At 58.8% G+C, this 22859-nt stretch carries 21 protein-coding genes; 12 read left to right on the top strand and 9 right to left on the bottom strand.

Going from position 1 to position 22859, the window contains the following annotated elements:
- Positions 1-51: 51 nt before the first annotated feature.
- Complete coding sequence (locus tag ABD013_RS01095) at positions 52-750, bottom strand: SDR family oxidoreductase (RefSeq protein WP_343800969.1); 699 nt, start codon at positions 748-750, stop codon at positions 52-54.
- 132 nt (positions 751-882) lie between these two features.
- Between ABD013_RS01095 and ABD013_RS01090 the strand changes: the two genes are divergently transcribed.
- Positions 883-1983: a tRNA-queuosine alpha-mannosyltransferase domain-containing protein gene (locus tag ABD013_RS01090; RefSeq protein ID WP_343800966.1), complete on the top strand. Its 1101-nt coding sequence runs from the start codon at positions 883-885 to the stop codon at positions 1981-1983.
- Here ABD013_RS01090 and ABD013_RS01085 read toward each other — a convergent pair.
- Both ABD013_RS01085 and ABD013_RS01080 read right to left on the bottom strand, forming a co-directional pair.
- Positions 1980-2171, bottom strand: coding sequence for a zf-HC2 domain-containing protein (locus ABD013_RS01085; protein ID WP_343800963.1), 192 nt, complete (start codon positions 2169-2171; stop codon positions 1980-1982). The two genes, ABD013_RS01090 and ABD013_RS01085, sit on opposite strands and share 4 nt — an antisense overlap.
- On the bottom strand, positions 2158-2835 hold the full coding sequence (locus tag ABD013_RS01080) for a sigma-70 family RNA polymerase sigma factor (protein ID WP_343800960.1): 678 nt from the start codon (positions 2833-2835) through the stop codon (positions 2158-2160). Before ABD013_RS01080 ends, ABD013_RS01085 begins: the two co-directional genes overlap by 14 nt.
- 110 nt (positions 2836-2945) lie before the next feature.
- On the opposite strand from ABD013_RS01080, the gene radD reads away from it, so the two are divergent.
- Positions 2946-4721 carry a DNA repair helicase RadD gene (radD, locus tag ABD013_RS01075; protein WP_343800957.1) on the top strand — a complete coding sequence of 592 codons (1776 nt, stop codon included), beginning with the start codon at positions 2946-2948 and terminating at the stop codon, positions 4719-4721.
- 1 nt (position 4722) lies between these two features.
- On the opposite strand, the gene ABD013_RS01070 is transcribed toward radD, so the two are convergent.
- Complete coding sequence (locus tag ABD013_RS01070) at positions 4723-5940, bottom strand: NnrS family protein (protein WP_343800954.1); 1218 nt, start codon at positions 5938-5940, stop codon at positions 4723-4725.
- Positions 5941-6124: 184 nt separating this feature from the next.
- Here ABD013_RS01070 and ABD013_RS01065 point away from each other — a divergent pair, with 184 nt between their 5' ends.
- Entirely contained in the window at positions 6125-8737 is a 2613-nt protein-coding gene (locus ABD013_RS01065; protein ID WP_343800952.1) for a sensor domain-containing protein, read from the top strand.
- Position 8738: 1 nt separating this feature from the next.
- Here the strand turns inward: ABD013_RS01065 and dauA are convergent, their stop codons facing one another.
- Positions 8739-10472 carry a C4-dicarboxylic acid transporter DauA gene (gene dauA / locus ABD013_RS01060; RefSeq protein ID WP_343800950.1) on the bottom strand — a complete coding sequence of 578 codons (1734 nt, stop codon included), beginning with the start codon at positions 10470-10472 and terminating at the stop codon, positions 8739-8741.
- A gap of 116 nt (positions 10473-10588) precedes the next feature.
- Between dauA and ABD013_RS01055 the strand changes: the two genes are divergently transcribed.
- The 8 genes from ABD013_RS01055 (at position 10589) to ABD013_RS01020 (ending at position 17664) form a co-directional block, all read left to right on the top strand.
- Complete coding sequence (locus ABD013_RS01055) at positions 10589-10780, top strand: CopG family transcriptional regulator (protein ID WP_343800948.1); 192 nt, start codon at positions 10589-10591, stop codon at positions 10778-10780.
- An 81-nt stretch (positions 10781-10861) separates the two neighbouring features.
- Positions 10862-11071, top strand: a complete 210-nt coding sequence (locus ABD013_RS01050) for a DUF2788 domain-containing protein (protein WP_343800947.1) — start codon at positions 10862-10864, stop codon at positions 11069-11071.
- A gap of 74 nt (positions 11072-11145) precedes the next feature.
- Positions 11146-11718, top strand: a complete 573-nt coding sequence (locus ABD013_RS01045; protein WP_343800944.1) for a LemA family protein — start codon at positions 11146-11148, stop codon at positions 11716-11718.
- A gap of 6 nt (positions 11719-11724) precedes the next feature.
- Positions 11725-12654, top strand: coding sequence for a GIDE domain-containing protein (locus tag ABD013_RS01040; RefSeq protein ID WP_343800941.1), 930 nt, complete (start codon positions 11725-11727; stop codon positions 12652-12654).
- A gap of 70 nt (positions 12655-12724) precedes the next feature.
- Complete coding sequence (locus tag ABD013_RS01035; RefSeq protein WP_343800938.1) at positions 12725-13129, top strand: hypothetical protein; 405 nt, start codon at positions 12725-12727, stop codon at positions 13127-13129.
- Between the two features lie 35 nt (positions 13130-13164).
- On the top strand, positions 13165-14013 hold the full coding sequence (kdsA, locus tag ABD013_RS01030) for a 3-deoxy-8-phosphooctulonate synthase (RefSeq protein WP_343800935.1): 849 nt from the start codon (positions 13165-13167) through the stop codon (positions 14011-14013).
- A gap of 96 nt (positions 14014-14109) precedes the next feature.
- A complete protein-coding gene (locus tag ABD013_RS01025; RefSeq protein ID WP_343800932.1) occupies positions 14110-16215 on the top strand; it encodes an SUMF1/EgtB/PvdO family nonheme iron enzyme in 2106 nt (701 codons plus the stop codon).
- 12 nt (positions 16216-16227) lie between these two features.
- Positions 16228-17664 carry a DUF4139 domain-containing protein gene (locus ABD013_RS01020; protein ID WP_343800930.1) on the top strand — a complete coding sequence of 479 codons (1437 nt, stop codon included), beginning with the start codon at positions 16228-16230 and terminating at the stop codon, positions 17662-17664.
- On the opposite strand, the gene ABD013_RS01015 is transcribed toward ABD013_RS01020, so the two are convergent.
- A complete protein-coding gene (locus ABD013_RS01015) occupies positions 17654-18091 on the bottom strand; it encodes a tetratricopeptide repeat protein (protein WP_343800927.1) in 438 nt (145 codons plus the stop codon). The two genes, ABD013_RS01020 and ABD013_RS01015, sit on opposite strands and share 11 nt — an antisense overlap.
- A gap of 230 nt (positions 18092-18321) precedes the next feature.
- Between ABD013_RS01015 and cysK the strand changes: the two genes are divergently transcribed.
- The gene (gene cysK / locus ABD013_RS01010; RefSeq protein WP_343800924.1) at positions 18322-19290 is read left to right on the top strand and encodes a cysteine synthase A; all 969 of its coding nucleotides are present in this window, start codon (positions 18322-18324) and stop codon (positions 19288-19290) included.
- 79 nt (positions 19291-19369) lie between these two features.
- Here cysK and ABD013_RS01005 read toward each other — a convergent pair whose 3' ends face one another.
- The 3 genes from ABD013_RS01005 to ABD013_RS00995 form a co-directional block, all read right to left on the bottom strand.
- Positions 19370-19567 (bottom strand): hypothetical protein, encoded by a 198-nt coding sequence (locus tag ABD013_RS01005; RefSeq protein WP_343800921.1) that lies wholly within the window; start codon positions 19565-19567, stop codon positions 19370-19372.
- Between the two features lie 114 nt (positions 19568-19681).
- Positions 19682-20569: a patatin-like phospholipase family protein gene (locus tag ABD013_RS01000; RefSeq protein ID WP_343800918.1), complete on the bottom strand. Its 888-nt coding sequence runs from the start codon at positions 20567-20569 to the stop codon at positions 19682-19684.
- Positions 20570-20697: 128 nt separating this feature from the next.
- Positions 20698-22644: a S8 family peptidase gene (locus ABD013_RS00995; protein WP_343800915.1), complete on the bottom strand. Its 1947-nt coding sequence runs from the start codon at positions 22642-22644 to the stop codon at positions 20698-20700.
- Between the last annotated feature and the right edge of the window lie 215 nt (positions 22645-22859).

Below are 22859 nucleotides of genomic sequence, written 5' to 3'. Positions count from 1 at the left end.
CTGCAAAACATCCATATAAACTGTCACTGTACCTAAGCCTGTGGCTCAGAACTACCAGTCGATGACAGTGCCGTCATAGTTCAAAAAGCGTCCGCTTTGTTCCATATCCAGTTGCTGCAACAGCCCGCGCAGAGAAGTAACGCTCTCCTCAGGCGTAATCAGTGCATTCTCGCCCCCCATATCGGTCTGTACCCAACCGGGGTGGAGCGCCACCACCTTGATCGCGGCCCCCTCCAAATCGATGGAAAGGCTTTTCACTACCTGGTTCAATGCCGTTTTGGAGCTGCGATAGTAATAGCCACCGCCTGACTGGTTGTCACTGATACTGCCCACTTTGCTACTCAGGAAGGCTACGGTTTTCAACTTGCTGGTGGCAATGCGAGGGTACAGCGCCTGTGTCAGCATCAACGGACTCAGCGTGTTGGTTTCCAGTACCTGACGCCAGAGTTCCCGCTCGACCTTGCCAAAACAGACGCCCTTGGGACCGTAATACCCCGCATTGTTGATCAACAGGTCAATGGTTTCATCACCCAGCACCCGGTCCAGTGCCTTGATCTGGCCATCCTTGTTTACATCCAGAGTATGCAGCTGCACCTGCTCCGGAAAACGCGCTTCCAATGCCAACAGGTCCTCGGCACGTACCAGGTCACGGGCACAGGCGTGCACGCGCCAGCCATCACGGGCATACTGATAGGCAAACTCGAGTCCCAGACCACGATTACAGCCGGTAATCAAAACAGTTCCTGACATCTGACCTACTCCCAGTGAGACTACCTCTCAGTCAAGCAGTCCGTCCGGCATCTGACAAGTACGCTCATTCTCTGGCACAATCCCCGCCCTTTGGTTCCCACACTTATCCCCCTCAAACGCTGGAGAGTTCGGATGCGTATTCTGCTTTTATCGGCCTATGACGCAGTGAGTCATCGCTACTGGCGACACGGGCTGGTAGCCGCCTTTTCAGAGCACGACTGGACCACTCTGTCATTGCCCCCCCGATACTTTGCCTGGCGCATCCGCGGCAACAGTCTGAGCTGGGCGTTCAACGAGCGCGAAACACTGCTCAAGCCCTACGACCTGATCATCGCAACCTCCATGTGTGACCTGACCGGGCTGCGCGGACTGGTGCCGGAGCTGGCGAGCATCCCGACTCTGGTCTACTTCCATGAGAACCAGTTTGCCTACCCCGAGTCCGGTCGAGAGTTCAGCAGTGTGGAGCCCCAGATACTCAATATCTACAACGCACTGGCGGCCGACCGGATACTGTTCAATTCAGAGTTCAATCGCCAAACTCTCGTCGAAGGTGCGGCAACGCTGCTGCGCAAGCTGCCCGACCAAGTGCCTGTCGGGCTAACGGAACGAATGACCGATCGCTCAGAGGTGGTCCCCGTCCCCTTGCCTGACGAGGTATTCCTGCCTGCAACGCCGGAGCCCGGGCCTCTGCAGCTGGTCTGGAACCACCGTTGGGAATTCGACAAGGGACCCGAGCTGCTGCTGACCGCGATCAGAGCGATGCAAAACAGGGGCATCGACTTCCAGCTGCATGTGGTCGGCCAGCAGTTCCGTCACACCCCCAAGGTATTTGACGAGGTCCATCAGCAGTTGCAGAGCAGAGGTAATCTGGGCTGCTGGGGCCATGTAGAGTCGATTGATGATTACCGTCGTCTGCTGCAGTGCTCGGATGCGGTACTTTCAACGGCACTGCATGACTACCAGGGCATCGCCATACTGGAGGGGGTTGCGGCCGGCTGTACACCGGTAGTCCCGGACCGACTCGCCTACAGGGAGCTGTTTGAACCCGGCTATCGATATGACTCCGACCATGAAGCGGACAGGTTAGCCGAACGTATAGAACGACTCGCCTCAGCCAAAGCTCGTGGTGAGCGCTTACCCTGTCCTGATATCCGGCCACTAAGCTGGGCACAGCTGAAGCCCAGCTATGAGCGCGCGATTACCCGGGCAGTAACGGCCCGACAGTCGGGTTAATCCTTGTCGGGCTTATCAACTTGCGAGCGAGCGCTCGCCAACCGGTGCAGCACCTTGAACTGAGCATCGCACTTGCGGCAATGCCGGCACATAAACAGGTGCATCTTCAGGCTGAGTTTTTCACTGCCAGACAACTCCCGGTCGAGCTGCTGCGACATCAATTCAGTTGCACGTTTACAGGATTGCATTGCTATCCCCCTTGCTGAACCAACCGTTCTCCAGGCAAGCTCTCAGCTTCAGCCGAGCACGATGCAGGATCACCCAGCAGTTCTGCTCGCTGATACCCAGTGACTCGCAGATTTCCGCGGTTTCCAGCCCCATCAGCTCTCGCATTGAGAACACCCGGGCGGTACTTTCCGGCAGATGCAGCACACAGAAATCGAACACCTGCCAGAAGCCATCCTGGAGGCAGGCCTGCTCTGGCTCGTGCCATTTTTGCGGCCGACTGGCCGGTAACCAGTGCGCACGCGGATTGAACAGACCATCGATCTCAGGCATTTCATCGGGGTTGAACCCTGTTGTCTGCTCACGGTGGCGGTGTCGAATTTCATCCACCAGCTTGTGCTTCAGAATACCGAACACCCAAGTCTCCAGTTTTGCCGCCCCTGTAAAGGCCCCTATACCTTCCCAGGCCGCTATCATTGCATCCTGTACCAGGTCTTCCGCCTGCACCGGATCACCCAGTTGAATACGGGCAAACGCCAGCAACCTGGGTCGAATAGCCTGCAAACGCTGCTGTACCTCGTCACTCCCCAGCGGCGTTCGCCCTTCTTTATCCGTCAACGTCCCTTCCCCCTCTACAACACCGAAGCGATATCCCGACACCTGCACTGTATCAGCATAGTCGGCCAAGGTCGCTGATCCTTACACACGGCCTGCTCGATACCCGCGACATGGAGTTTGAGCGGCGCTGACCGTATGATGCCGATTTCGCCACCCAGACAGAGGTTATCGTCACCGGCATGAACCCGCCCGCCCCAGCCGCCTTTACCCTGCGTGATTACCAGCAGGACGCCGTGACCGCCACGGTGCAACACTTTCGCGCCAGTGATGACCCGGCTGTGATTGTGCTGCCCACGGGGGCGGGCAAAAGCCTGGTCATCGCCGAGCTGGCCCGTCTTGCACGGCGAAGGATTCTGGTGATTACTCATGTACGCGAGCTAGTGGAACAGAACCATGCCAAGTACGCGGCTCTGGGCCTGGAAGCCGGCATCTTCTCTGCGGGCCTTGGGCGCAAGGAGTTCAGCCACCAGGTTACCTTTGCCAGTGTGCAGTCGATCGCCCGTAACCTTGAACACTTTGCCGATGCCTTCTCGTTGCTGATTATCGACGAATGCCACCGGGTCAGCGAAGAAGAGGACAGCCAGTACCAGCAAGTGATCAGCCACCTGCGTGAGCACAACCCCGGCCTCAAGGTGCTCGGACTGACTGCCACCCCTTACCGCCTAGGCTATGGCTGGATCTATCGCAGCCATTACCGCGGCTTTGTCCGCAGCGAAGAGCCACGCGTATTTGACAAGTGCATCTTTGAGCTGCCGCTGAGCCATATGATCCGCAACGGCTACCTGACACCGCCGGAGGTGGTCGACGCGGCCATCGCCCACTATGATTTTTCCTCGCTGACACCCTCGGACACTGGCCACTACCCGGAGCGGGAACTGAACAGCCTGCTGGCGAAGCACCCGCGCGTCACCCGCGCCATCTGCGAGCAGATCGAGGAACTGGCGCAACAACGCCAGGGTGTGATGGTGTTCGCCGCCACCGTTGAGCATGCCCATGAGATCGGCAGTTACCTGCCCGCTGGGCACACCGCCGTGATCACCGGCGAGACCCCGGGAGACGAGCGTGAGCGGCTGATCACGCGATTCAAGGCACGTGAACTCAAGTACCTGGTCAATGTAGCGGTGCTCACAACAGGCTTCGATGCCCCCCATGTGGACCTGATCGCCATCCTCAGGCCCACCGCTTCGGTTAGTCTCTACCAACAGATCGTCGGGCGCGGCCTGCGCCTGAGTGACGGCAAGGACAACTGCCTGGTGATTGACTACGCCGGCAACGGCTTCAACCTGCATCATCCCGAAGTGGGCACGCCCAAGCCGTCTGCGGATTCAGAGCCGGTGCAGATATTCTGTCCCGGCTGCGGTTTTGCCAATATTTTCTGGGGCAAGACCGATGGTAACGGCCAGGTGATCGAGCATTTTGGCCGTCGCTGCCAGGGACTGCTGGAGATGGAGGGAGAGAAACCACAGCAGTGCGACTACCGTTTCCGCTTCAAGGAGTGTCCTCACTGTGGCGCCGAGAACGATATCGCGGCACGCTATTGCCAGACGTGCAATGAGGCGATCATCGACCCGGACGACCTGCTCAAGCGAGCACTGCAGCTGAAGGATGCACGGGTCATCCGCTGCGCAGGTATCAGTTTAAGTGCAAGCGGCGAATGCCTGACGGTCACCTACCATGAAGAACAGGGCGAGGAGCTGCGTGAGCGCTTTCACCTGGACCGGCCGGCACAACGCGCCCTGTTCAACAAGCTGTTTGGCCGACGTTGCGGCAACGGCGAATCCCCCCGCCAGTTCAAAACAGTCGCGGAGGCCATCGCCGCTGAATCGCTGTTGCCGGCACCTGACTTTGTGATTGCCAAACAGGCCGGCAAGAAAGGGCGCCAGGGTGGCTACTGGCAGGTACGTGAGCGCCTGTTCGATTATCAAGGCGCCTACCGCAAGGCCAACGAGATGTAATTCAACTCTTTTTCTGTGCCTTCAGCCGGTCGCTGAAACTGAGTGACGGCCCGAGCAGGATCGGCAGGTAACGCCAGGCGAACAACGCAAAAGCCAACAGCCAGAACAACGCCGATGCGATTATCAGGTTCATCATTGCCGCCGGCCAAAGTGCTGCCAGCACTCGTACCAGCGCTGCCAAGTGAAGCACCAGGAACGCCAGCACCAGCAGCGGCCCCGCACGGAGTTCACGCCCGGTATGGCCCAGCGCCGCCCGAGAGGCCACCGCCATGATCATTCCCCCCATGGCGCCAACCGTCAGCGCATGCAGACCGGCACTGGACGACCAGAGGCCGGCACTGCTGCCGGCCAACAGCAGCAACCCAGCCCCCAGCCAGGCGTAACCGATGTGCAGTACCAGCAGCAGCGGCTCAGCGCGCGTTTGCCAGCCACGCCAGCGAATCAGGCGTACCAGTTGCGCACTGCCGGCCAACAGCAGCAGCACCGCGGTGACAGCGCCCTGCTCCCAGAACACCCAGACGATGCCAGCCAGTGGTGTCAGCGCCGCAGCGGCAATGTCCACGGGACCGAAGGCGGCCGGCATGCGGGCTCCCTCAATCGCCTGACGGTTGAGCCAGTTGCGCGTAAATGCCGGCGTAATTCGTCCACCAATCAGAGTCAGCAACATCAACACCAGCACCAACACCAGGTGCAACACATCCCGTTCAGGCAACCAGTGCAGATGAAACGCCAGGCTTAACAAGGCAAAAAGCCCAAGGATCACCAGTACCTTGAGATTACGCCGGTTGCCGGCCAGGATCAGCTCGCGGCCAAACAGGAACGCCAGCACCAACCAATAGCTGACCGCTGCCAGCGCATTCACCGGCTCGGCCCAGGCGCCACCGACCAGCGCCACGGCCCGTGCCAACAGCCAGGCCAGCGCCAACCACACCAGTGAAGCCCCCGATACGGGCTTGCGCCCGGTCCAGTTGGCTACCGCCGCCAGCAGAAAGCCACCGATTGCGGCACCGACAAAACCGAACAGCATTTCATGACCATGCCAGAGCAGCGGAGGCAGCATACCGGCGGGCGGATTGACCCAACCGTTCCAGAACGCCAGCCATCCCGCCAGCGCCAGCAGCGCCTGGAGGCTCGCCAGGGCAAACATCGGCCTGAAGCCATTACTCAGGATCCAGCCTCGGCGGCTGCTCGGGGTGTGTTCCAGGTTGATCACGGACATCGGGCACCCTTTTAGATGTATATTGTATCCATTTTAAAGCTCAAAAAGATTCTCGCTCTTTTACCTGACCAATGTCTATAGTCTCGAATAAATTTGGCAATAGACTGATTTCGCTATAGCAATGAGTCTCTGACACGCTACACTTTGCACTTTTGAGCAGTTGTAGACCTGACCTGAAGAACTGATGAGCCATTCCTCCACCCGCAAGTTGAAGCTGATTCTGCTGCTGACAGGCGTCAACCTGTGCGTGCTCTTCTTTATGCTTTGGCAGGGAAGCGGCGCAGGCTCTGGTGACGCCAGTATCGACAGTCGCGTCATCGGCGTTGCCATGTTTATCGTGTTTGCGCTGGTGCTTTTGCTGATGGGCGACCTGATGCGTCGCTTTGTCATTCTGCGGCGTCACTCGGAATCAGCCCGCGAACGCATGAATGATGCCGTTGAAAGCCTGTCCGAAGCATTCGCGCTGTATAGCCCCAAAGGCAAAATGCTGCTGTGCAATAGCCGCTGGCGGCAGGTCTACCCCTGGCTGGACACCCTGGAGATGGATCGCTGGGAGGTGTTCAAGGAGCAGCTCAAGCCTCATATCACTCAGCTGGAGTCTGTTGAAAGCGAACAGGCTGGCAGCAACAGTTACATTGAGCACCTGGACAGCGGCCATGCCATTCTGGCCAGCGACAGCCGTACCCGGGAAGGCGGCCTGGCCTGCGTACGCACCGACATTACCCACACTCAAAGAATCGAGCAGAAGCTGCGCAATCTCGGGCGCGCACTGGAGCAGAGCCCCGCATCGGTGATGATCACCAATACCCGGGGCATCATCGAATATGTAAACCCCAAATTCTGCGAAGTCTCCGGCTACAGCCGCGATGAGGCACTGGGACAAAAGGCCGACCTGCTGCGTTCAGGCGAAATGCCGGATGAAGTCTACCGCGACCTCTGGCAGACACTGGGACAGGGCCACGAATGGCATGGCCAACTGCTGAACCGGCGCAAGAACGGCGAACTGTTTTGGGAGCAAGCCTCCATCTCGGCGGTTCGTGACGAAATCGGCAACTGCCAAAGCTATATTGCGGTCAAGGAAGACATCACCCACCAGAAGGAGATGGAAGAACAGCTGAAGATGATCGAAGCGGTGTTCAGCACCAGTAACGAAGCGATCATGGTGGCCGACCGCGACGGCCTGATCAAAACGATCAACCCTGCCTTCAGCCGCATCACCGGTTATACCCTGGAAGAAGTTCAGGGGCGCAACCCCAGCATTCTCAGCTCCGGCCGGCACGAAGTCGGCTTCTACCAGAGCATGTGGCATGAGATCATGCAGCAAGGATCCTGGAGCGGTGAGATCTGGAACCGGCGCAAGAACGGTACCATCTACCCGGAATGGCTTTCCGTCTCGGTGGTATATGACAGCGAGGGCGAGCCCAGCGAATATGTCGCCGTCTTCTCCGACATTACCAAGCGCAAGAACGATGAAGCCCAGATCGTACGCCAGGCCTACTACGACGAACTCACCGAGCTGCCCAACCGCACCCTGCTATCCGACCGTCTGAATCTGGCTATCGCCACCGCCAACCGCGATGAACAGATCATCGCGCTTTTGTTCGTCGACCTGGACAGATTCAAGTACGTCAATGACTCCATGGGGCACGAGTACGGTGACGACCTGCTCAAGCAGGTGGCCTACCGGCTTAACGGCTGCGTACGTGATACCGATACGGTCGCCCGTTTCGGCGGTGACGAATTTGTCATCCTGTTGCACAACATCAAGTCCGAGGCCGATGCCTCCTATGTCGCGCACAAGCTGATCGAAGCCCTCAGTACGCCCTTCATCCTGGCCGAGCGCGAGATCATCATCGGCGCCAGCATTGGCATTGCCATGCATCCCGGCGATGCTGACACCGCGGAAACACTGATTCGCAATGCAGACCTGGCGATGTACAAGGCCAAACAGTCCGGCCGCAACCAGGCTCACTTCTTCACCGCCGCCATGCAGGAACATGCCAACCAGCGCATGACACTGGAGCAGGACCTGCGCCATGCCCTGGAACGTAACCAGCTGGAGGTGTACTACCAGCCGATTATCGCCGGCAAAAGCGGCCGTGTGCAGGGGCTCGAAGCCCTGCTGCGCTGGCACCACCCCGAGCGCGGCCTGATTCCTCCAGATCAGTTCATTCCGATGGCGGAAGAGACCGGCCTGATCGGCAGTATCGGCGAGTGGGTACTCGAAACCGCCTGCGAGCAGGTGCAGCAGTTTTACGCAGCGGGCCACGAACTCTACCTGTCGGTCAACATTTCTGAGCGCCAGCGCGACCTGGGGCTGGACGCCGATGCGGTAGCCAGTGTGCTGAAGCACCACCAGCTTGACCCGTCGCGGCTGATTCTGGAAATCACTGAAGGTCTGCTGCTGCAGGACAGCCAAGAGACTGTCGCCTGGCTGCAGGGCTTCAAGGGTCTCGGCATTTCACTGGCGATTGACGATTTCGGTACCGGCTACTCGTCACTGAGCTACCTCAAACGTTTCCCGGTCGATACGCTCAAGATCGATCGCGAGTTCATCCGCGACCTGAACAGCGACCGCTATGCCGATTCACTGGTCAGCGCGATCATTTCCATGGCCGCCAGCCTTGAGCTGCGCCTGATCGCCGAGGGCGTCGAAACCGAGAAACAGCGCCTGACCCTTATCGGACAGGGCTGCAATTACATGCAGGGGTACCTGTTCTGTCCGCCGCTACCGGCAGATAAGCTGACGCATTGGCTAAGCAGTTACCAGCCATCGCCCTGCGTGATGGAGCCCTGACTTAACGGCTCACTGCCACATTCAGCAAGGGTTGTAGCGCTTCGGCCAGCGTCGGCGTGAACCTTAGCTCCCCTTCCACCGGCACCATTCCGGCACGGGCCAGGGCACGCAACGGCTGGAACTGCAGATCGGCAACGACCAGCGCCACTCCCTGCTGATGGCAGACCTGAATAAAGTGATTCAACGCACTCAGCCCGCCAGCATCCAGCAAGGGTACGGCATCCATGTACAGCACCACCCCGCGCACCCCATCCGTTTCCGCCTGCAACTCATCAAAGACTCGATCCGCGGCGGCAAAAAACAGTGGCCCACTGAGTTTGAACACCTTCCAGCCCTGTGCCAGTTCACCCGGCACATGCTTGGTCTGGCGACTGATATCCGTGAAGCGGGTCATGCCGGACAGGTCACGCATGAACAGCAGTGACGCCAGTACAATGCCAGCAAAGATGGCGATCACCATGTCGAAGAGCACGGTCAGCAACAGGCAGGTCAACAGCACCAGCACATCCCCACGGGGGGCCCGTCGCAGCAGGAGAACCACCTTGGGCGCCTCACTCATGTTCCAGGCCACCATCAGCAACAGTGCGGCCATGCTGGCCATCGGCAGCCAGGCCAGCAGCGGCGCCAGCACCAGCAGACCGGCCAGCACCACCAGCGCATGCACCATGCTCGCCAGCGGCGAACGAGCGCCGGCACGGTAGTTGGCGGCCGAGCGCGCCAGCGCTGCCGTGGCGGTAAAACCACCCAAAAAGGGCGCCACCAGATTGCCCAACCCCTGCCCCAGCAGCTCACCGTTGGCATGGTGTCGCTTGCCGGTCATACCATCGAGCACCACAGCACAGAGCAGAGACTCGATGGCCCCCAGCATGGCGATGGAGAACGCGGCCGGAAGCAGCTCGCGCACCAGTGACCAGCTCATTTCGAGCGGCTCACCACCGGGACCGGGTCGATCCCAGGGCCAGGCCAGTTCAGGAAAAAACGGTGGAATGCCGGCACCCAGGGTGCCGTCCGGCAGCAGATAGCTGAAGCGACTGCCGATGGTTTCCACCGAGTGGCCCATAAGCCCGGCAAACCAGGCCACCGCCAGTCCAACCAGCAACGCCGGCAAGTGCCCCGGTATCGGCAGGCGCAGGCGCGGCCAGAGCACCAACACGGCCAGTGTCGCCAGCGCCACGGCCGTAGCCGCCGGGTCCAGTGCCGGCATCGCCGTAGCAAGGCTCGCCACTTTCTGCCACCAGTGCTCAGGCAGCCTATCCAGGCTAAGGCCAAAGAAATCCTTTACCTGCAGGGTCGCGATGACAATGGCGATCCCCGAGGTAAACCCCAGGGTCACCGGTTCGGGAATATATTCGATCAGCCGCCCCATACGGGCAAAAGCCAGCCCGAGCAGGATCAGCGCGGACATCAGGGTGGCAATCAACAAGCCGGCAAGCCCATAAGTCTGGGCAACGGGGTACAGGATCACCACAAAGGCGGCGGTGGGACCAGAAACGCTGTAACGCGAGCCGCCCGTCAGAGCGATTATGAAACCGGCAATAATCGCGGTATAGAGGCCGTATTCGGGCTTGACGCCACTGGCGATCGCCAGGGCCATAGACAAGGGAATGGCAATAATGCCAACACTGAGGCCGGCCATCAAGTCCTGAGTCAGCGCTCGGCGGTCATACCCCTCCTTCAGCGTTTCGCGCAACGCGCTGGCAAAGGAAAGGGAGTGGAGCCGGGCCTGCCTGGACATGGGGACGATCCTTCTCTGATCACGAATTGTCCACATACATTAACTGTTCATCATATATGATTCAATGTTAATATCATTAACATGCTATTCGCTCCCGCAATACAAGAGGTCCTATCATGGAAAACCGCACTGCCCGCCTGACCCTGTTGATCGATCCGAAAAAGAAAGCCACTTTCGAGCAACTCTGCAGTCAGCAGGACGTGACCCCCTCGCAGATGGTGCGCAAGTTCATTCGTGACTTCATCGAGCAGGAACTGGGGCAGGATTGGCAGGATCAGGTATTCGGCAAGGACGACACGCTCGGCTGAGGTTTTCCTTAGCATCCATCGGTATTTGTAACCGGCAAATTGATGTATCATCCGCTCATTATTTAATCAGGAGGTTTTTGCATGCGTCTCGCCGAAATCGAAGCCATCATGCTTAACGTGGGTCTGTTCGTCTTTGCCGGTGCCGTCTTCTTTATCATCTATGACCTGGCCAAGAAATCGAATGCGGGCCGCTTCGGCACTTTCATCCTGTTCTTCGCTCTGGGTTTGGGCCTGGCCGCATTCCTGATCAAGACGGTAGTCGTAGAGATGATTGGCGGCGGCGGCATCTGACCACCAGAGCCTGTTTCACTGTCAGCTAAACGCGGTATAGTGTCGGAAAGGATTCTGGCAAGGTAGCTCGCAACATGGATACCACACTGATCATTCTGCTGGCGATCATCGTCGTTGCCGCGCTCTACTTCATCTCCCTCTATAACCATCTGGTGCGCCTCAAGCACGGCGTCTCCCGCGCCTGGGCCAATATCGATGTACTGCTGAAACAGCGCCACGACGAACTGCCCAAACTGGTCGAAACCTGCAAACAGCACATGGGCTATGAACAGGCCACACTGACCGCCGTTATCGAAGCCCGGTCTGCTGTTGCCAGTGCTCGTGAACGTGGTGACATCGGCGCTCTGGGACAGGCCGAAACCCAGTTGAGGCTGGGACTGGGCAATCTGTTTGCCGTCGCCGAGGATTACCCGGAACTGACCGCCAGTGACAGCTTCCACCACCTGCGCAGCCGCATCACCGGACTGGAATCCGGCATCGCCGATCGACGCGAGTATTACAACGACTCGGTCAATCTGCTTAATGTGCGCATCGAGCAATTCCCGGACGTGCTCATCGCCCGTCGCTTCGGCTTCAAACCGTCCCAGTTGCTGGAGTTCGACGAGGCTGAAAAAGCCGATGTCGACATGCAACAACTGTTCAGCTGATCCGCCATGTTACTGGACCTGGCGCCCCTGGAAAGCGGGGAAAAACTGTTGTTCTTGCTGATCTGCATGGCCGGCACCCTGGCATCGCTCTGGTTCGTATTCAGCCGGATGACCCGTTACCGGCTGATCGCTGACACACCGACCGCCAAGGTACGCTCTGCCCCCCAAGGCTATGTCGAACTGATCGGCCATGTCATTGCCGGTGAGGATGGCATGCTGGATGCTCCCCTGTCCGGCCGCCCCTGCGTCTGGTACGACTACAAGGTCGAGGAGCTTGATGATGACGATGGACGCAAGCGCTGGCGCTCCGTACGCAGCGGTCGCTCCCAACACTGGTTTCAGATCAACGACGGCACCGGTACCTGCCTGATCGATCCGGAAGGGGCCGAAGTCAGCTCCCAGCACAAGCACAGCTGGCGTGGCCATAGTGCCTTCCCCGGCGGCCAGAGTCTGGACTCAAACGCGGTCGCAGCATTTTTCAGCACTCAGATTGGAGCCGGGCAGTATCGCTTTACCGAACGCCTGATCTTTGAGCATGAGCAGCTGTACGCCCTCGGTCACTTTCATACCGTTGGTGGCGGCCGCGACCAGCTGAACATCAAGGATGCCGTGCGCGACCGACTGCGCAGCTGGAAGCGAGACCCGGAGCAACTGCTGGAACGTTTCGACAGCAACGGCGACGGCAAAATCAGCCCTGACGAATGGCAGGCCGCACGCCTGGCCGCCGAGCAGGAAGCTCAACAAGAACAGCAGCACCTGCACGCGCTGCCCAGCATGAACGTGCTGACTGACCCTCAGGCCTCTCGCATGCCGTATCTGTTATCGACCCATGACGAAACACAGCTGATCCAACGCTATCGCTGGCTGTCAGCCGGCTGCCTGCTCGGCGCGATGCTCTTTTTCTGGTTTTTTCTCGAAGTCCTGCTGGCAAATTGAGCCAAAAGTGCTCAAGCTGTAACTAGAAACGCCGATAAATGAATTGTCATCTGCGTTTGAGGTTGGGATTATGATTGGCCCACAACGCTATCTGCAGCATCCAGAGCAGATCGAACTCGAATTAAGCCCCCTTCTCAAGGCACCCGCCGCCTCCAGCTCCTCTATACCTCTTGGACTCCTGTTGCACTGCCACCACTACTATCCCAGTGGCAAATGGCTGCGCATCCAGGCCCCCGCTCTAACCGAAGAGTTGAGCATCGATGCCCGCGTGGTTGATTGTGATCGAGGCCAGCAAGGCGATTACCTGCTGAAACTGGCTTTCCCGGATCAGGAGCAAATGTTCCGTGCCCGCATGCTGGAACAGCTGTGTCAGATCTGCATCTATCAACGACACGATCCGGACAAGGACCTGAATCAACAGGCGCTTGAGTGGATCGAAGCGGAGGCGGCACATTTCCCGTCGAATGGCTTATAATTGCAATTTTGCCAAGCCAGTGACGAGAGGTTGATATGCAGCAGAAGGTCGTACGCGCCGGATCCATCGAGATCGGCAACGACAAGCCGATGGTACTGTTCGGCGGTATGAACGTACTGGAGTCCCGTGATCTGGCTCTGAGCATCGCCGAATACTATGTCGAAGTGACCCAGCGTCTCGACATTCCCTATGTCTTCAAGGCCTCCTTTGACAAGGCTAATCGCTCTTCGCTGAACTCCTTCCGCGGGCCGGGCCTGGACGAGGGTCTGAAGATTCTCGAAGAAGTGAAAAACACCTTCAACGTACCGCTGATTACCGATGTACATGAACCCTACCAGGCCGCCCCCGCAGCCGAGGTGTGCGACATCATTCAGCTGCCGGCCTTCCTGTCGCGCCAGACCGACCTAGTCAGCGCCATGGCCGCTACCGGCGCCGTAATCAACATCAAGAAGGCCCAGTTCCTGGCCCCTCAGGAGATGAAGCACATCCTGCACAAGTGCGAAGAAGCCGGCAATGATCGACTGATCCTGTGCGAACGCGGTACCAGCTTTGGCTACAACAACCTGGTCGTCGATATGCTGGGCTTCAGCATCATGAAGGAGTTCGGCTATCCGGTGATGTTCGACGCCACCCACGCGCTGCAGATGCCCGGCGGGCGCGCCGACTCTGCCGGTGGTCGCCGCGCACTGGCGGCCCAGCTGTCCCGAGCCGGCCTATCCCAGGGAATTGCCGGGCTGTTCCTCGAAGCCCACCCAAACCCCGATGAAGCCAAGTGCGATGGCCCCTGTGCCCTGCCGCTGGATCGTCTGGAGCCCTACCTGGCGCAGATGAAGGCTGTTGACGAACTGGTCAAATCCTTTCCGCCACTGGACACCAGCGCCTGACCCGGTCGCAGTCCTGCCCTCCTGGCCGTTACCCCTGACAGGTGACGACCAGGAGTCCGGCGGCCCTGAATCAGGTTACAAGGAAGCAAAGGACTGATGAATACGCCTACCGATTCTGCTTACGCCGCTCTCAAGGAAGAGCTTGTCATCGGCCCCAGCCACCACCGCTTTCAACTGGTACGCCACCAACGCGACCACTTTATGGGCGCCATCTGGCTGGCCGAAGATATCTCCACCGCGTCCCGTACCGAAGTCAGCCTGCTGATCCTGCGACCAGAGCTGGTCCGCCAGCCGGGCTTTTCAGACAAGTTGCGCAAGCGCATCACCCGCCTGCGCCCAACCCTGGACTTCCCGCATATCGCCGCCTGTTACGGCTACTTCAGCTGGCGCGGCCTGGAATTTCTCTCCTACGAAAAGCTCAACGGGCAAACGCTGTCAGACCTGTTGGCGCGCAAGCAGGCCAGTAAACTGAAACCACTGCAGAAGCAGGGCCTGCTGACCCAGCTGGCCAAGGCACTGGACTATAGTCAAAACCGCGCTCACATCCCTCACGGCCTGTTGGCACCAGATCTGGTCTTTCTCAACACCGGGGGAGGCGTAAAGCTGCTTGGACAGGGATTGCGCGACCTGATCGAGCCCTTGCATACCCTGCTGCCCAAGGCACCCGAATACCCACGCTACCAACCTCCGGAAGCCTTCCACCAGCAGCCCGCTCATGCCGGGCACGATGTCTTTGCGCTGGCGGTGATCGCCTGGGAAGTATACAGCGACAAACAGGCCTTCCAGGCCAGTGATCCCGAATCCTCACGCTTTCAGCGCGAGCTCAGGGCCCCCTCAGGACTCAACAAACAGCAGTGGCATATTCTTTCTCGCGCCCTTAGCCCCGATGCCGAGCAACGGCCGTCAAGCTGCACTGAACTGGTACGCGAGCTGTATGCTCCCCCGGAGGAGCCTGCAGCAGAATTGATCGAAGAGGTGCTGAGCAGCATCTCGGAGGCAGAGGAGTCTGACTCAGAGACCACTCCTGCTCCCGGCGCTTCCCCACAGGGCACAACCTCGGAAGCGCCGCCCGAGCCAGCGACATCAGCCGAACCAGCCGCCACTACGAAACGCTGGCGACTGAGCAATCCCTGGCACGCCCTGAGCAGGCCGGCCAAACGCTGGTTGCTGGCAACGCTGATCTTCGGGCTTGGCTTTGCTGCCGGCGTCTGGGCCGCTCTGCTGCTGATGCAGGGGCAACTCGACTCGGTCAGCAGCCAGGCCCTGAGTCAAATGAAGAACAACCGTGAATTACGCGCCGCCTTCGAATCACTGGAGCAGGCCCACGAGCAGCTGCAACGTGCTCACGAAGCCAGCTTGAAAGCACAAGTGAACAAGCCCGCTGCCGCACCTGCACTCGATAACGACATCGAGTCAGCCGACGACCTGCGCGATGCACAGCAGCCAGCCGCCAACCTGACCCTGTTTCAGGATGAACTTAACGATGGCGGCCGTGGTCCACAGATGGTCATCATTCCGGCAGGCCGCTTCCGCATGGGTGACCTGCACGGCCAGGGGGACGATAACGAATACCCCGTCCATGAGGTGGTCATAGCCCACAGCTTCGCACTGGCACGCCATGAAGTGACCTTTGCCGAGTATGACCGCTTTGCCCAGGCAACCGGCCGCCCCCTGCCCGAAGATGAAGGCTGGGGACGTGGTCAGCGCCCGGTCATCAACGTCAGCTGGCAGGATGCCGACGCTTATACCCACTGGCTGAGCGAGCAGACAGGGCAACCCTACCGCTTGCCGACGGAAGCCGAGTGGGAATACAGTGCCCGCGCCGGTACCGAAACGATGTACTGGTGGGGCAACCAGGTCATGGACGGTTTCGCAATTTGTGACGGCTGTGGCTCCCAATGGGACGGTCAAAGCACCGCGCCAGTAGGCAGCACCCGGGCCAACCCCTGGGGGATACACGACCTGAGCGGCAACGTGGATGAATGGGTGCAGGACTGCTATCAGTCCGATTACCGGAACGCCCCCGGGGATGGCAGCGCCGAACAGGCAACCGGGTGCCATCAGCGCGTCATGCGCGGCGGCTCCTGGTTTGATATACCGCGATTGATCCGGCCGTCCAGCCGCTATCGGCACCCGGCGGATACTTCTCGTAACAGCTGGGGGTTCAGAGTTGCACTCGACCTGCCAGCCAGCATGCACTAAGGAGAGCCTCATATGCTGAACCACCCACGCACGCACTTTCTTTCTCTGCCGCTGGGGCTTGGCCTGGCTTTGTTGACTTCACCGAGCTGGGCAACCGAAACGGGAGGGCACTACCTGGATGAAACCACCCGCAACCAGCTGAGCTTGACGCTTTACCAGCAAAACCTGGCCCTGGTGGAAGAACAGCGCAAGATCCCCCGGCTGACCGCAGGTAGCCGCGTCGTGCTTCAGGGTATCAGTCCACTGATGCAGGCGGAGACGTTGCAGATCGCCGGTGCGGGTGTGATCACCGAGCAGAATCTGGAACAGAACCTGCTTAGCCTGGCGCAGCTGCTGCAACGCCACAGCGGTAAAATGATCACCCTGGCCCGATTCAACAGTGTTACCGGTGCTGAAACCCGGCAACAGGTGCGCCTGTTGAAAGCGGAAGGCAACCAGGCGATGGTTGAAAACAGCGAGGGCCAGATCGAAACCTTGCCTCTGAACCACAGCGGCTGGCGGATCATCTTCCCGGCCCCCGCTGAGGGCTATCAGCTCAAGCCCCGGCTTTCGTTTGTCAGTGAAGGACTGAGCCAGCCCGGCAGCGCGCGGTTGCGTTACCTGACCCATGGCCTCAGCTGGAGCATGGACTATGTCGTCAACCTGAACAAGGCAGGCGATACGCTTGGCCTGCAGGGTCTGGCAACCCTGAGCAACCAAAGTGGCCTGGCCTGGCCTGAGGCCAGCATCAAGCTGCTGGCCGGCAGCGTTAACCAGCCGTCAAACTATCCGCGCCCTGAAGCCTTTGGCCTCATGCGTGCTGCCGCCATGGACAAAACCGGCGGCCAGGCGGCCCCAAGCAGTGTACAGGACTACCACCTCTACACCCTGCCCCAACCACTGACCCTGAACGATCAGCAGCAGAAGCAGATACCGCTGATCGCTCGCGAGAAGATCCCCGCCGAAATTCGCTATCACCACCAGATCCAGGTCAACGCCCACCAGCAACTGCCACCGCAGCAGCATAAGGCCAGCATCCAACTGACCTTTGATACCCCGAAAATGGAAGGTGACAAGACGCCTTTACCGGCCGGGCAGGTGCGGGTATTCCGCCCCGATGCATCAGGGCAGATGCAGTTCATCGGTGGCAGTCACTTGAGCGCTACAGCGCCGGGGGACACTGCCCGCCTGCAGCTGGGAGAAGCCTTCGATGTGGGCGTAGAATATACCCAAACCGCGTTCAGGAAAGTGTTCGACGGCTACGAGGTCAGCTATGAGGTACTGCTGACCAATCGCTCTGACAAGGACAAGCCGTTCAACCTGAACGCGTTGATGCCGATGCCGTTCAGCCTGCAACAATCCAGCCTGAAGCCGGCGGAAGAAACCGCTGCATGGGTTGAGTGGGTGTTCGACCTTAAGGCCGGAGAAGAGAAAACGCTGACATTCAGCGCCAAACTGATCAGGTCCTGACCGCTTCCTCGGGCAGGGACGCCTGGCGCTTGCGCCAGCACTCTGCCCGCGCCGGATCAATCACCGCTCCCAATGCCCCCTCATCGTAGACCGCGATCATCCGCTTGACCGCCAGCGGGTGTTTCTGCTCGCCCGCCAGCCGATAGTACGCCAGCGCCTTGACCGGATCCGGCCGGAAATAATGCTCAAACCCCTGCTCATAGATACGTCCCATCTGATACTGAGCCTTGGCATCGCCCAGATCTGCCGCCCGCTCCAGATAGATACCTCCCTGAATACGGCTGGCGATATCTTCGCCACGAAAGTGCAGCAGGTGTCCGTAAGTAGCGAGTGCGGCACGGCTGCCATGCTCGGCCGCCCAGCGATAGAGGCGCATCGCCAATTGATGACGTCGGCGCGAACCGCGCCAGAAAGGAAGGTGAAACAACTGTCCGGCTAACCTATTGATCAGAGGCGCTGTTTGCCGCATCAGCCAGCCCATATATATCCCCTGGAAATTAATCCTGTTATTTTTATAACAATATGATAAAAATATCTCATATCGTCACGCAGTGACGGATTAACTCAACTATACCTGTTGTCAGCCAGGATACTGAAGTCCGTTCTGACATCTGAGAGTTTCAACAATCACCCAAGCAGCTTTGGAGCCTTCCCCTGATGAACATCTTCGAAGACAACGCACTGACGATCGGCAACACACCGCTGGTCCGCCTGAAGCACCTGTGGCCTGCCGGCAACCTCTTTGCCAAGATCGAGTCCCGCAACCCGGCCGGCTCAGTCAAGTGCCGTATCGGCGCCAACATGATCTGGGCCGCCGAGCAGGAGGGACGCCTCAAGCCGGGAATGACCCTGATCGAGCCTACCAGCGGCAATACCGGTATCGCGCTGGCCTTCGTTGCCGCCGCCAAGGGCTACAAGCTGATTCTGACCATGCCCTCCTCCATGTCGCTGGAACGCCGCAAGCTGATGAAAGCACTTGGCGCCGAAATCGAGCTGACCGAGCCGGCAAAGGGCATGAAGGGCGCTATTGAGAAGGCGCAGCAGCTGGTCGACGAAAACCCGGACACTTACCTGATGCTGCAGCAGTTCGAGAACCCGGCCAACCCGGCAATTCACGAACAGACTACAGGCCCGGAAATCTGGCGTGACACCGATGGTGGTGTTGACATTTTCGTTGCGGGTGTGGGGACTGGCGGCACCCTGACTGGCGTATCCCGTTTCATCAAAAAGACCCAGGGCAAAGCGATCACCAGCGTGGCGGTAGAGCCGGTCGACTCGCCGGTAATTTCTCAGACCCTGGCCGGTGACGATGTTAAACCCGCACCGCACAAGATTCAGGGTATCGGTGCAGGCTTTGTACCCAAAAACCTGGAACTGGACCTGGTCGACCAGGTGGAACAGGTTAGCAATGACGAGGCCATCGCGACCGCACGTGAACTGATGCAGAAAGAAGGTATTCTGGCTGGCATTTCCTGCGGTGCTGCCCTGACCGCCGCGCTGCGCCAGGCCCGCCTGCCGGAAAATGCGGACAAGCAGATCGTGGTAATTCTGCCTGACTCTGGAGAACGCTACCTGTCGTCCGTCCTCTTTGAAGGCATGTTCAGCGAGAACGAAACGGTGCAATAAGTACCCGCTGGCAATAACGAAAACAAAAACAGCCGCTAATAGCGGCTGTTCTTTTGTCAGCGGGTATACCTGAGAGCGATTAGCTCATCAGTTCACGTACCTGCTGGTGGCTGGGGAAGCTGCTCAAATCACGGACAACCGCCTTGTCACCACTACGGGTCAGGATGTAGGAGCTAGGCTTGCGCGCACTGCCCTGATAGACACCGCTCACTTCAAAGTTTTCGCCGTCCACACCCAGAATTGCAATCGTACGCTCTTGTTTGACCTGTACATCCATACTCGTTTCCTCCGCCCGTATTTTGTAGTTTTATTACAATAAGGATAGCCTAAAAGCAGAATTTGACAAGTATATGAGCGTTTTTTTGTCGTTTGATGACAGGATCGTCTAAGCTTATCGCTCGACCTTAAGGCACTCCTCGGCCTTTCTGTAGCCCAGATCAATCATCTCGGCCGCACGGTCGAATTCCAGCAACTGGCAAGCGTTGCGCGCCACTTCAATCACCAGGTCCGGCGGATACACCGCCAGCTTCTGCCGGGCAATACTGCTTTGCATGGTATCAAACGCCTGGATTGCCACTTCATAAGCTCCCCAGTCCCCCCCGCTGCTGCCAGCCTTGCTCTGTTGCCAGCGTTGAATGAAGCGGTTGATACGATCCCGTATTGGCGAGGCTGACACCTCTTCCGCCACCACGACCTCCTCTATCGGTTCTTCCCTGTCGGAGACCGGCGCGTTGAGATTGACCGCGAGCGTCATATCAGTGTTGTCATGAAAAGCAGGTGCGATGGGTACCGGGTTCAACACACCACCATCCACCAGCACATGCCCCTTGTACTTGAACGGGGTAAACAGCAGCGGTATGGCGATGGAAGCTCGAATGGCATCGAACAGCTTGCCGGAATTGATCCACACCTCCTTCTGAGAGTGCAGATCGGTCGCCACCGCCGTGAAATGAATCGGCAGATCTTCGATATGAACATCACCTACAAGGTCGATCAGGGTGTCGATCAGCTTATCACCACGTACCAGCCCACCCTTGTCCCATGTAAGGTCCAGCAGAGCCATGATATCCCGACGGGTGATTGAGCGAACCCATTCCTCATACTGATCCAGCTTGCCGGCGGCGTAAATACCTCCGATCAGGGCCCCCATTGAGCAGCCGGAAATGGACTCAATGCTGTAGCCGTGCTCCTCCAGCCAGTGAATAACACCGATATGAGCCAGTCCCCGGGCACCACCACTGCCCAGCACCAACGAAACGGTCTTGTCTGCGGACGTCATGTTCACCTCTTGCGATCCATCATGTTCAATGCTGCCCTGCCGGTTATCTACGCTGATACGCACCGGTCCCCGGAAGGACAGCGACTGATACCCAACATACAGCAGGAGAACACCACGTCCAAAACCACCTAGCATTGGCCTTTTTCCTGTTTCTTCGGAGGACAGTTGCCACCGCCCCCACTGTCATTACCACCACCCCCACCAGACGTGACGCTGCCACTGAGCTTCTGGTTGGGACGCTTCAGATTCAGAGTTACCGAGACGTTATCCGACTCATTGCCATCATCTGTTACCGTCAAAGTGACGGTGTAACTGCCCTTATTGACGTAATCATGCGCCACTGTCGCACCACTCCCGGCTGCACCATCCCCAAACAGCCACGCAAACACCAGAGTTCCTGTCCCCGTATCCGTGCCAGCCACAAAGGTACATAGATAGCCATCACAGCTGTAATCGAAGGCCGCAACAACAGGCGCAGATGGCGGAGGCTCAGGAGGAGGCGCCTGATCCAACAACGCCGCAGCCACATCCAGACGTCCATAGCGGGTCCAGTCTCGCAGGTCCTGCCCGCGTGCTCCGACAGCCGCCGCGCTGTTCTGCAAACGACTGCGTACCACCTGGTTACACGGCTGAGCATTGACCTCACATCCTCCTGCAGTATTGATAACCGCCAGCCCCTGTTCAAACAGATCCGCCCAGACCAGCGCCGCCCCTCCGGCAACCAGCGGGGCCGCCATGGAGGTGCCATCCCACCAGTCCACGCAGCTGTCGGTACCGGGCGCCAGCCCGCAGTTTGCGTCCGGCAGAATGCCGATAATGGCTTCGCCCGGGGCAGACAGGGACACCCAGGGATCCGAGGGCCAACTGAAGGTACTGAATGCGCTGCGGTCGTCATTGTGGTTGGAGGCAGCCACGGCGATCACTGTTGATTCAGGATTCTCCACCGCCCCATCAGTACAGGCCGCTGGATAAACACGGCCGGTATCGCCGTTATTACCTGCTGCAGCGACCACCAGCACACCGTTATTCCAGGCTGCCTCTATGGCATCGCACTCGCCCTCTGAAGGGCCAGTCGGGTAGATATTGCCCTCTTCGTCGATTAAATCGCTGCCGTAGCTCATGGTGATCACAGAGTAGCGGCTGCGCATCAGCTGACCACTGCTATCAAACTGATCCTGGGAGGCATTCAAAATAGCTTGAATGGAACCTGAAACCGGACACAGACCCACCTGGTAGTAATTGAAGCCATCAGTCACCAGCTCCTGGTAACAGGCTTTGAAAATGCCGAGGCTGGTATCCCAGCCAATACCGGCAATGCCTTCTCCGTTGTCGGTGTTGGCAGCGACTTCGGAGCTGACGAAAGTGCCATGCCCCAGGTTGTCACAGGCTGGATCGCTGGCCGTGCAGTAGTCAAAATAACCGACCGACAGGCCGACCAGGTTCACCTGCTCAATGCACTTGCCCTGCAGCTCCAGGGCATTGCAGTCAGCGCCGCTATCCAGCACAGCGACCTTGGGAGCATCCCGAGCAGCCGGGTCTGCCGGGTCTGTTGCCCGTCCCGTACTGAGATCCCAGGCCTCAGGCGCATTGATATCAGCCCCGGCACTGCCCTGCGTGCTGGCAAGCTGGCTGCCGAAAATCGTGGTACGCACATAGCTGTGTTTCTGGCCTTCGTTGTTCAGATACCACTGCTCGGTAAAGTAATCGAGGCCACCTGCCGGTGTGGGTCCGGGCTCTTCAGTGGGTAGCCTCAGCAAGCGATAATAATCAGGCTCGGCATACACCACATTGGGGTTGGATTTATAGATCTTGACCGCTGCGGGAACTGAGCCGCCGGGCACCTGAATCAGCTGTACACCGATGGAATCGAAGGTTTTCAGGGGACGACCACCAGCAGCCTGGTGCGCTCCCGCTCTGAGCTCCGCCGCGACACCGGGCTGGAACTTAACCAGCACCCGATCCGGGGCATAGGGCGCGGCCACCAACTCGCTCAACGCCACAGGGCCCGCATATGCGGGGCCAAATAGACCACTCAAAAAGAGTACCAGCAGCGTTGCATACAATCGGTAAAGCATGAGAGCGCCCTCCTGTCTATCCTGATTGTCAGGCCAAGGCGGGGGCGTACGGCGCAAGGCCTGTAAATGTCATTAAACTGAGTGACTAACTTTAGATATAGGTCAGTGGCTCATTCACTGCACACTGGCGCAGCGAGTGTAAACTGTCAGGCAGGGTTAACACTTGCCGGGAAATGATGTTGGAAATCAAGGCACTGAACATTGCCTGACCAGGC

It is taken from the genome of Marinobacterium maritimum (assembly GCF_039523155.1).
Lineage (GTDB): Bacteria > Pseudomonadota > Gammaproteobacteria > Pseudomonadales > Balneatricaceae > Marinobacterium > Marinobacterium maritimum.
Note: the sequence above shows the minus strand (reverse complement) of the source record. Positions and strands in the feature narration are given on the sequence as shown.

Bases quoted from the DNA above. Each gene is read 5' to 3' on its own strand.
- ABD013_RS01090 (WP_343800966.1), top strand. From the start codon at position 883: ATGCGTATTCTGCTTTTATCGGCCTATGACGCAGTGAGTCATCGCTAC.
- ABD013_RS01020 (WP_343800930.1), top strand. From the start codon at position 16,228: ATGCTGAACCACCCACGCACGCACTTTCTTTCTCTGCCGCTGGGGCTT.
- radD (WP_343800957.1), top strand. From the start codon at position 2,946: ATGAACCCGCCCGCCCCAGCCGCCTTTACCCTGCGTGATTACCAGCAG.
- ABD013_RS01065 (WP_343800952.1), top strand. From the start codon at position 6,125: ATGAGCCATTCCTCCACCCGCAAGTTGAAGCTGATTCTGCTGCTGACA.
- ABD013_RS01005 (WP_343800921.1), bottom strand. From the start codon at position 19,567: ATGGATGTACAGGTCAAACAAGAGCGTACGATTGCAATTCTGGGTGTG.
- ABD013_RS01095 (WP_343800969.1), bottom strand. From the start codon at position 750: ATGTCAGGAACTGTTTTGATTACCGGCTGTAATCGTGGTCTGGGACTC.
- ABD013_RS01000 (WP_343800918.1), bottom strand. From the start codon at position 20,569: ATGACGTCCGCAGACAAGACCGTTTCGTTGGTGCTGGGCAGTGGTGGT.
- ABD013_RS01035 (WP_343800938.1), top strand. From the start codon at position 12,725: ATGATTGGCCCACAACGCTATCTGCAGCATCCAGAGCAGATCGAACTC.
- dauA (WP_343800950.1), bottom strand. From the start codon at position 10,472: ATGTCCAGGCAGGCCCGGCTCCACTCCCTTTCCTTTGCCAGCGCGTTG.
- cysK (WP_343800924.1), top strand. From the start codon at position 18,322: ATGAACATCTTCGAAGACAACGCACTGACGATCGGCAACACACCGCTG.
- ABD013_RS01085 (WP_343800963.1), bottom strand. From the start codon at position 2,171: ATGCAATCCTGTAAACGTGCAACTGAATTGATGTCGCAGCAGCTCGAC.
- ABD013_RS01055 (WP_343800948.1), top strand. From the start codon at position 10,589: ATGGAAAACCGCACTGCCCGCCTGACCCTGTTGATCGATCCGAAAAAG.
- ABD013_RS00995 (WP_343800915.1), bottom strand. From the start codon at position 22,644: ATGCTTTACCGATTGTATGCAACGCTGCTGGTACTCTTTTTGAGTGGT.
- ABD013_RS01070 (WP_343800954.1), bottom strand. From the start codon at position 5,940: ATGTCCGTGATCAACCTGGAACACACCCCGAGCAGCCGCCGAGGCTGG.
- ABD013_RS01050 (WP_343800947.1), top strand. From the start codon at position 10,862: ATGCGTCTCGCCGAAATCGAAGCCATCATGCTTAACGTGGGTCTGTTC.
- ABD013_RS01045 (WP_343800944.1), top strand. From the start codon at position 11,146: ATGGATACCACACTGATCATTCTGCTGGCGATCATCGTCGTTGCCGCG.
- ABD013_RS01025 (WP_343800932.1), top strand. From the start codon at position 14,110: ATGAATACGCCTACCGATTCTGCTTACGCCGCTCTCAAGGAAGAGCTT.
- ABD013_RS01040 (WP_343800941.1), top strand. From the start codon at position 11,725: ATGTTACTGGACCTGGCGCCCCTGGAAAGCGGGGAAAAACTGTTGTTC.
- kdsA (WP_343800935.1), top strand. From the start codon at position 13,165: ATGCAGCAGAAGGTCGTACGCGCCGGATCCATCGAGATCGGCAACGAC.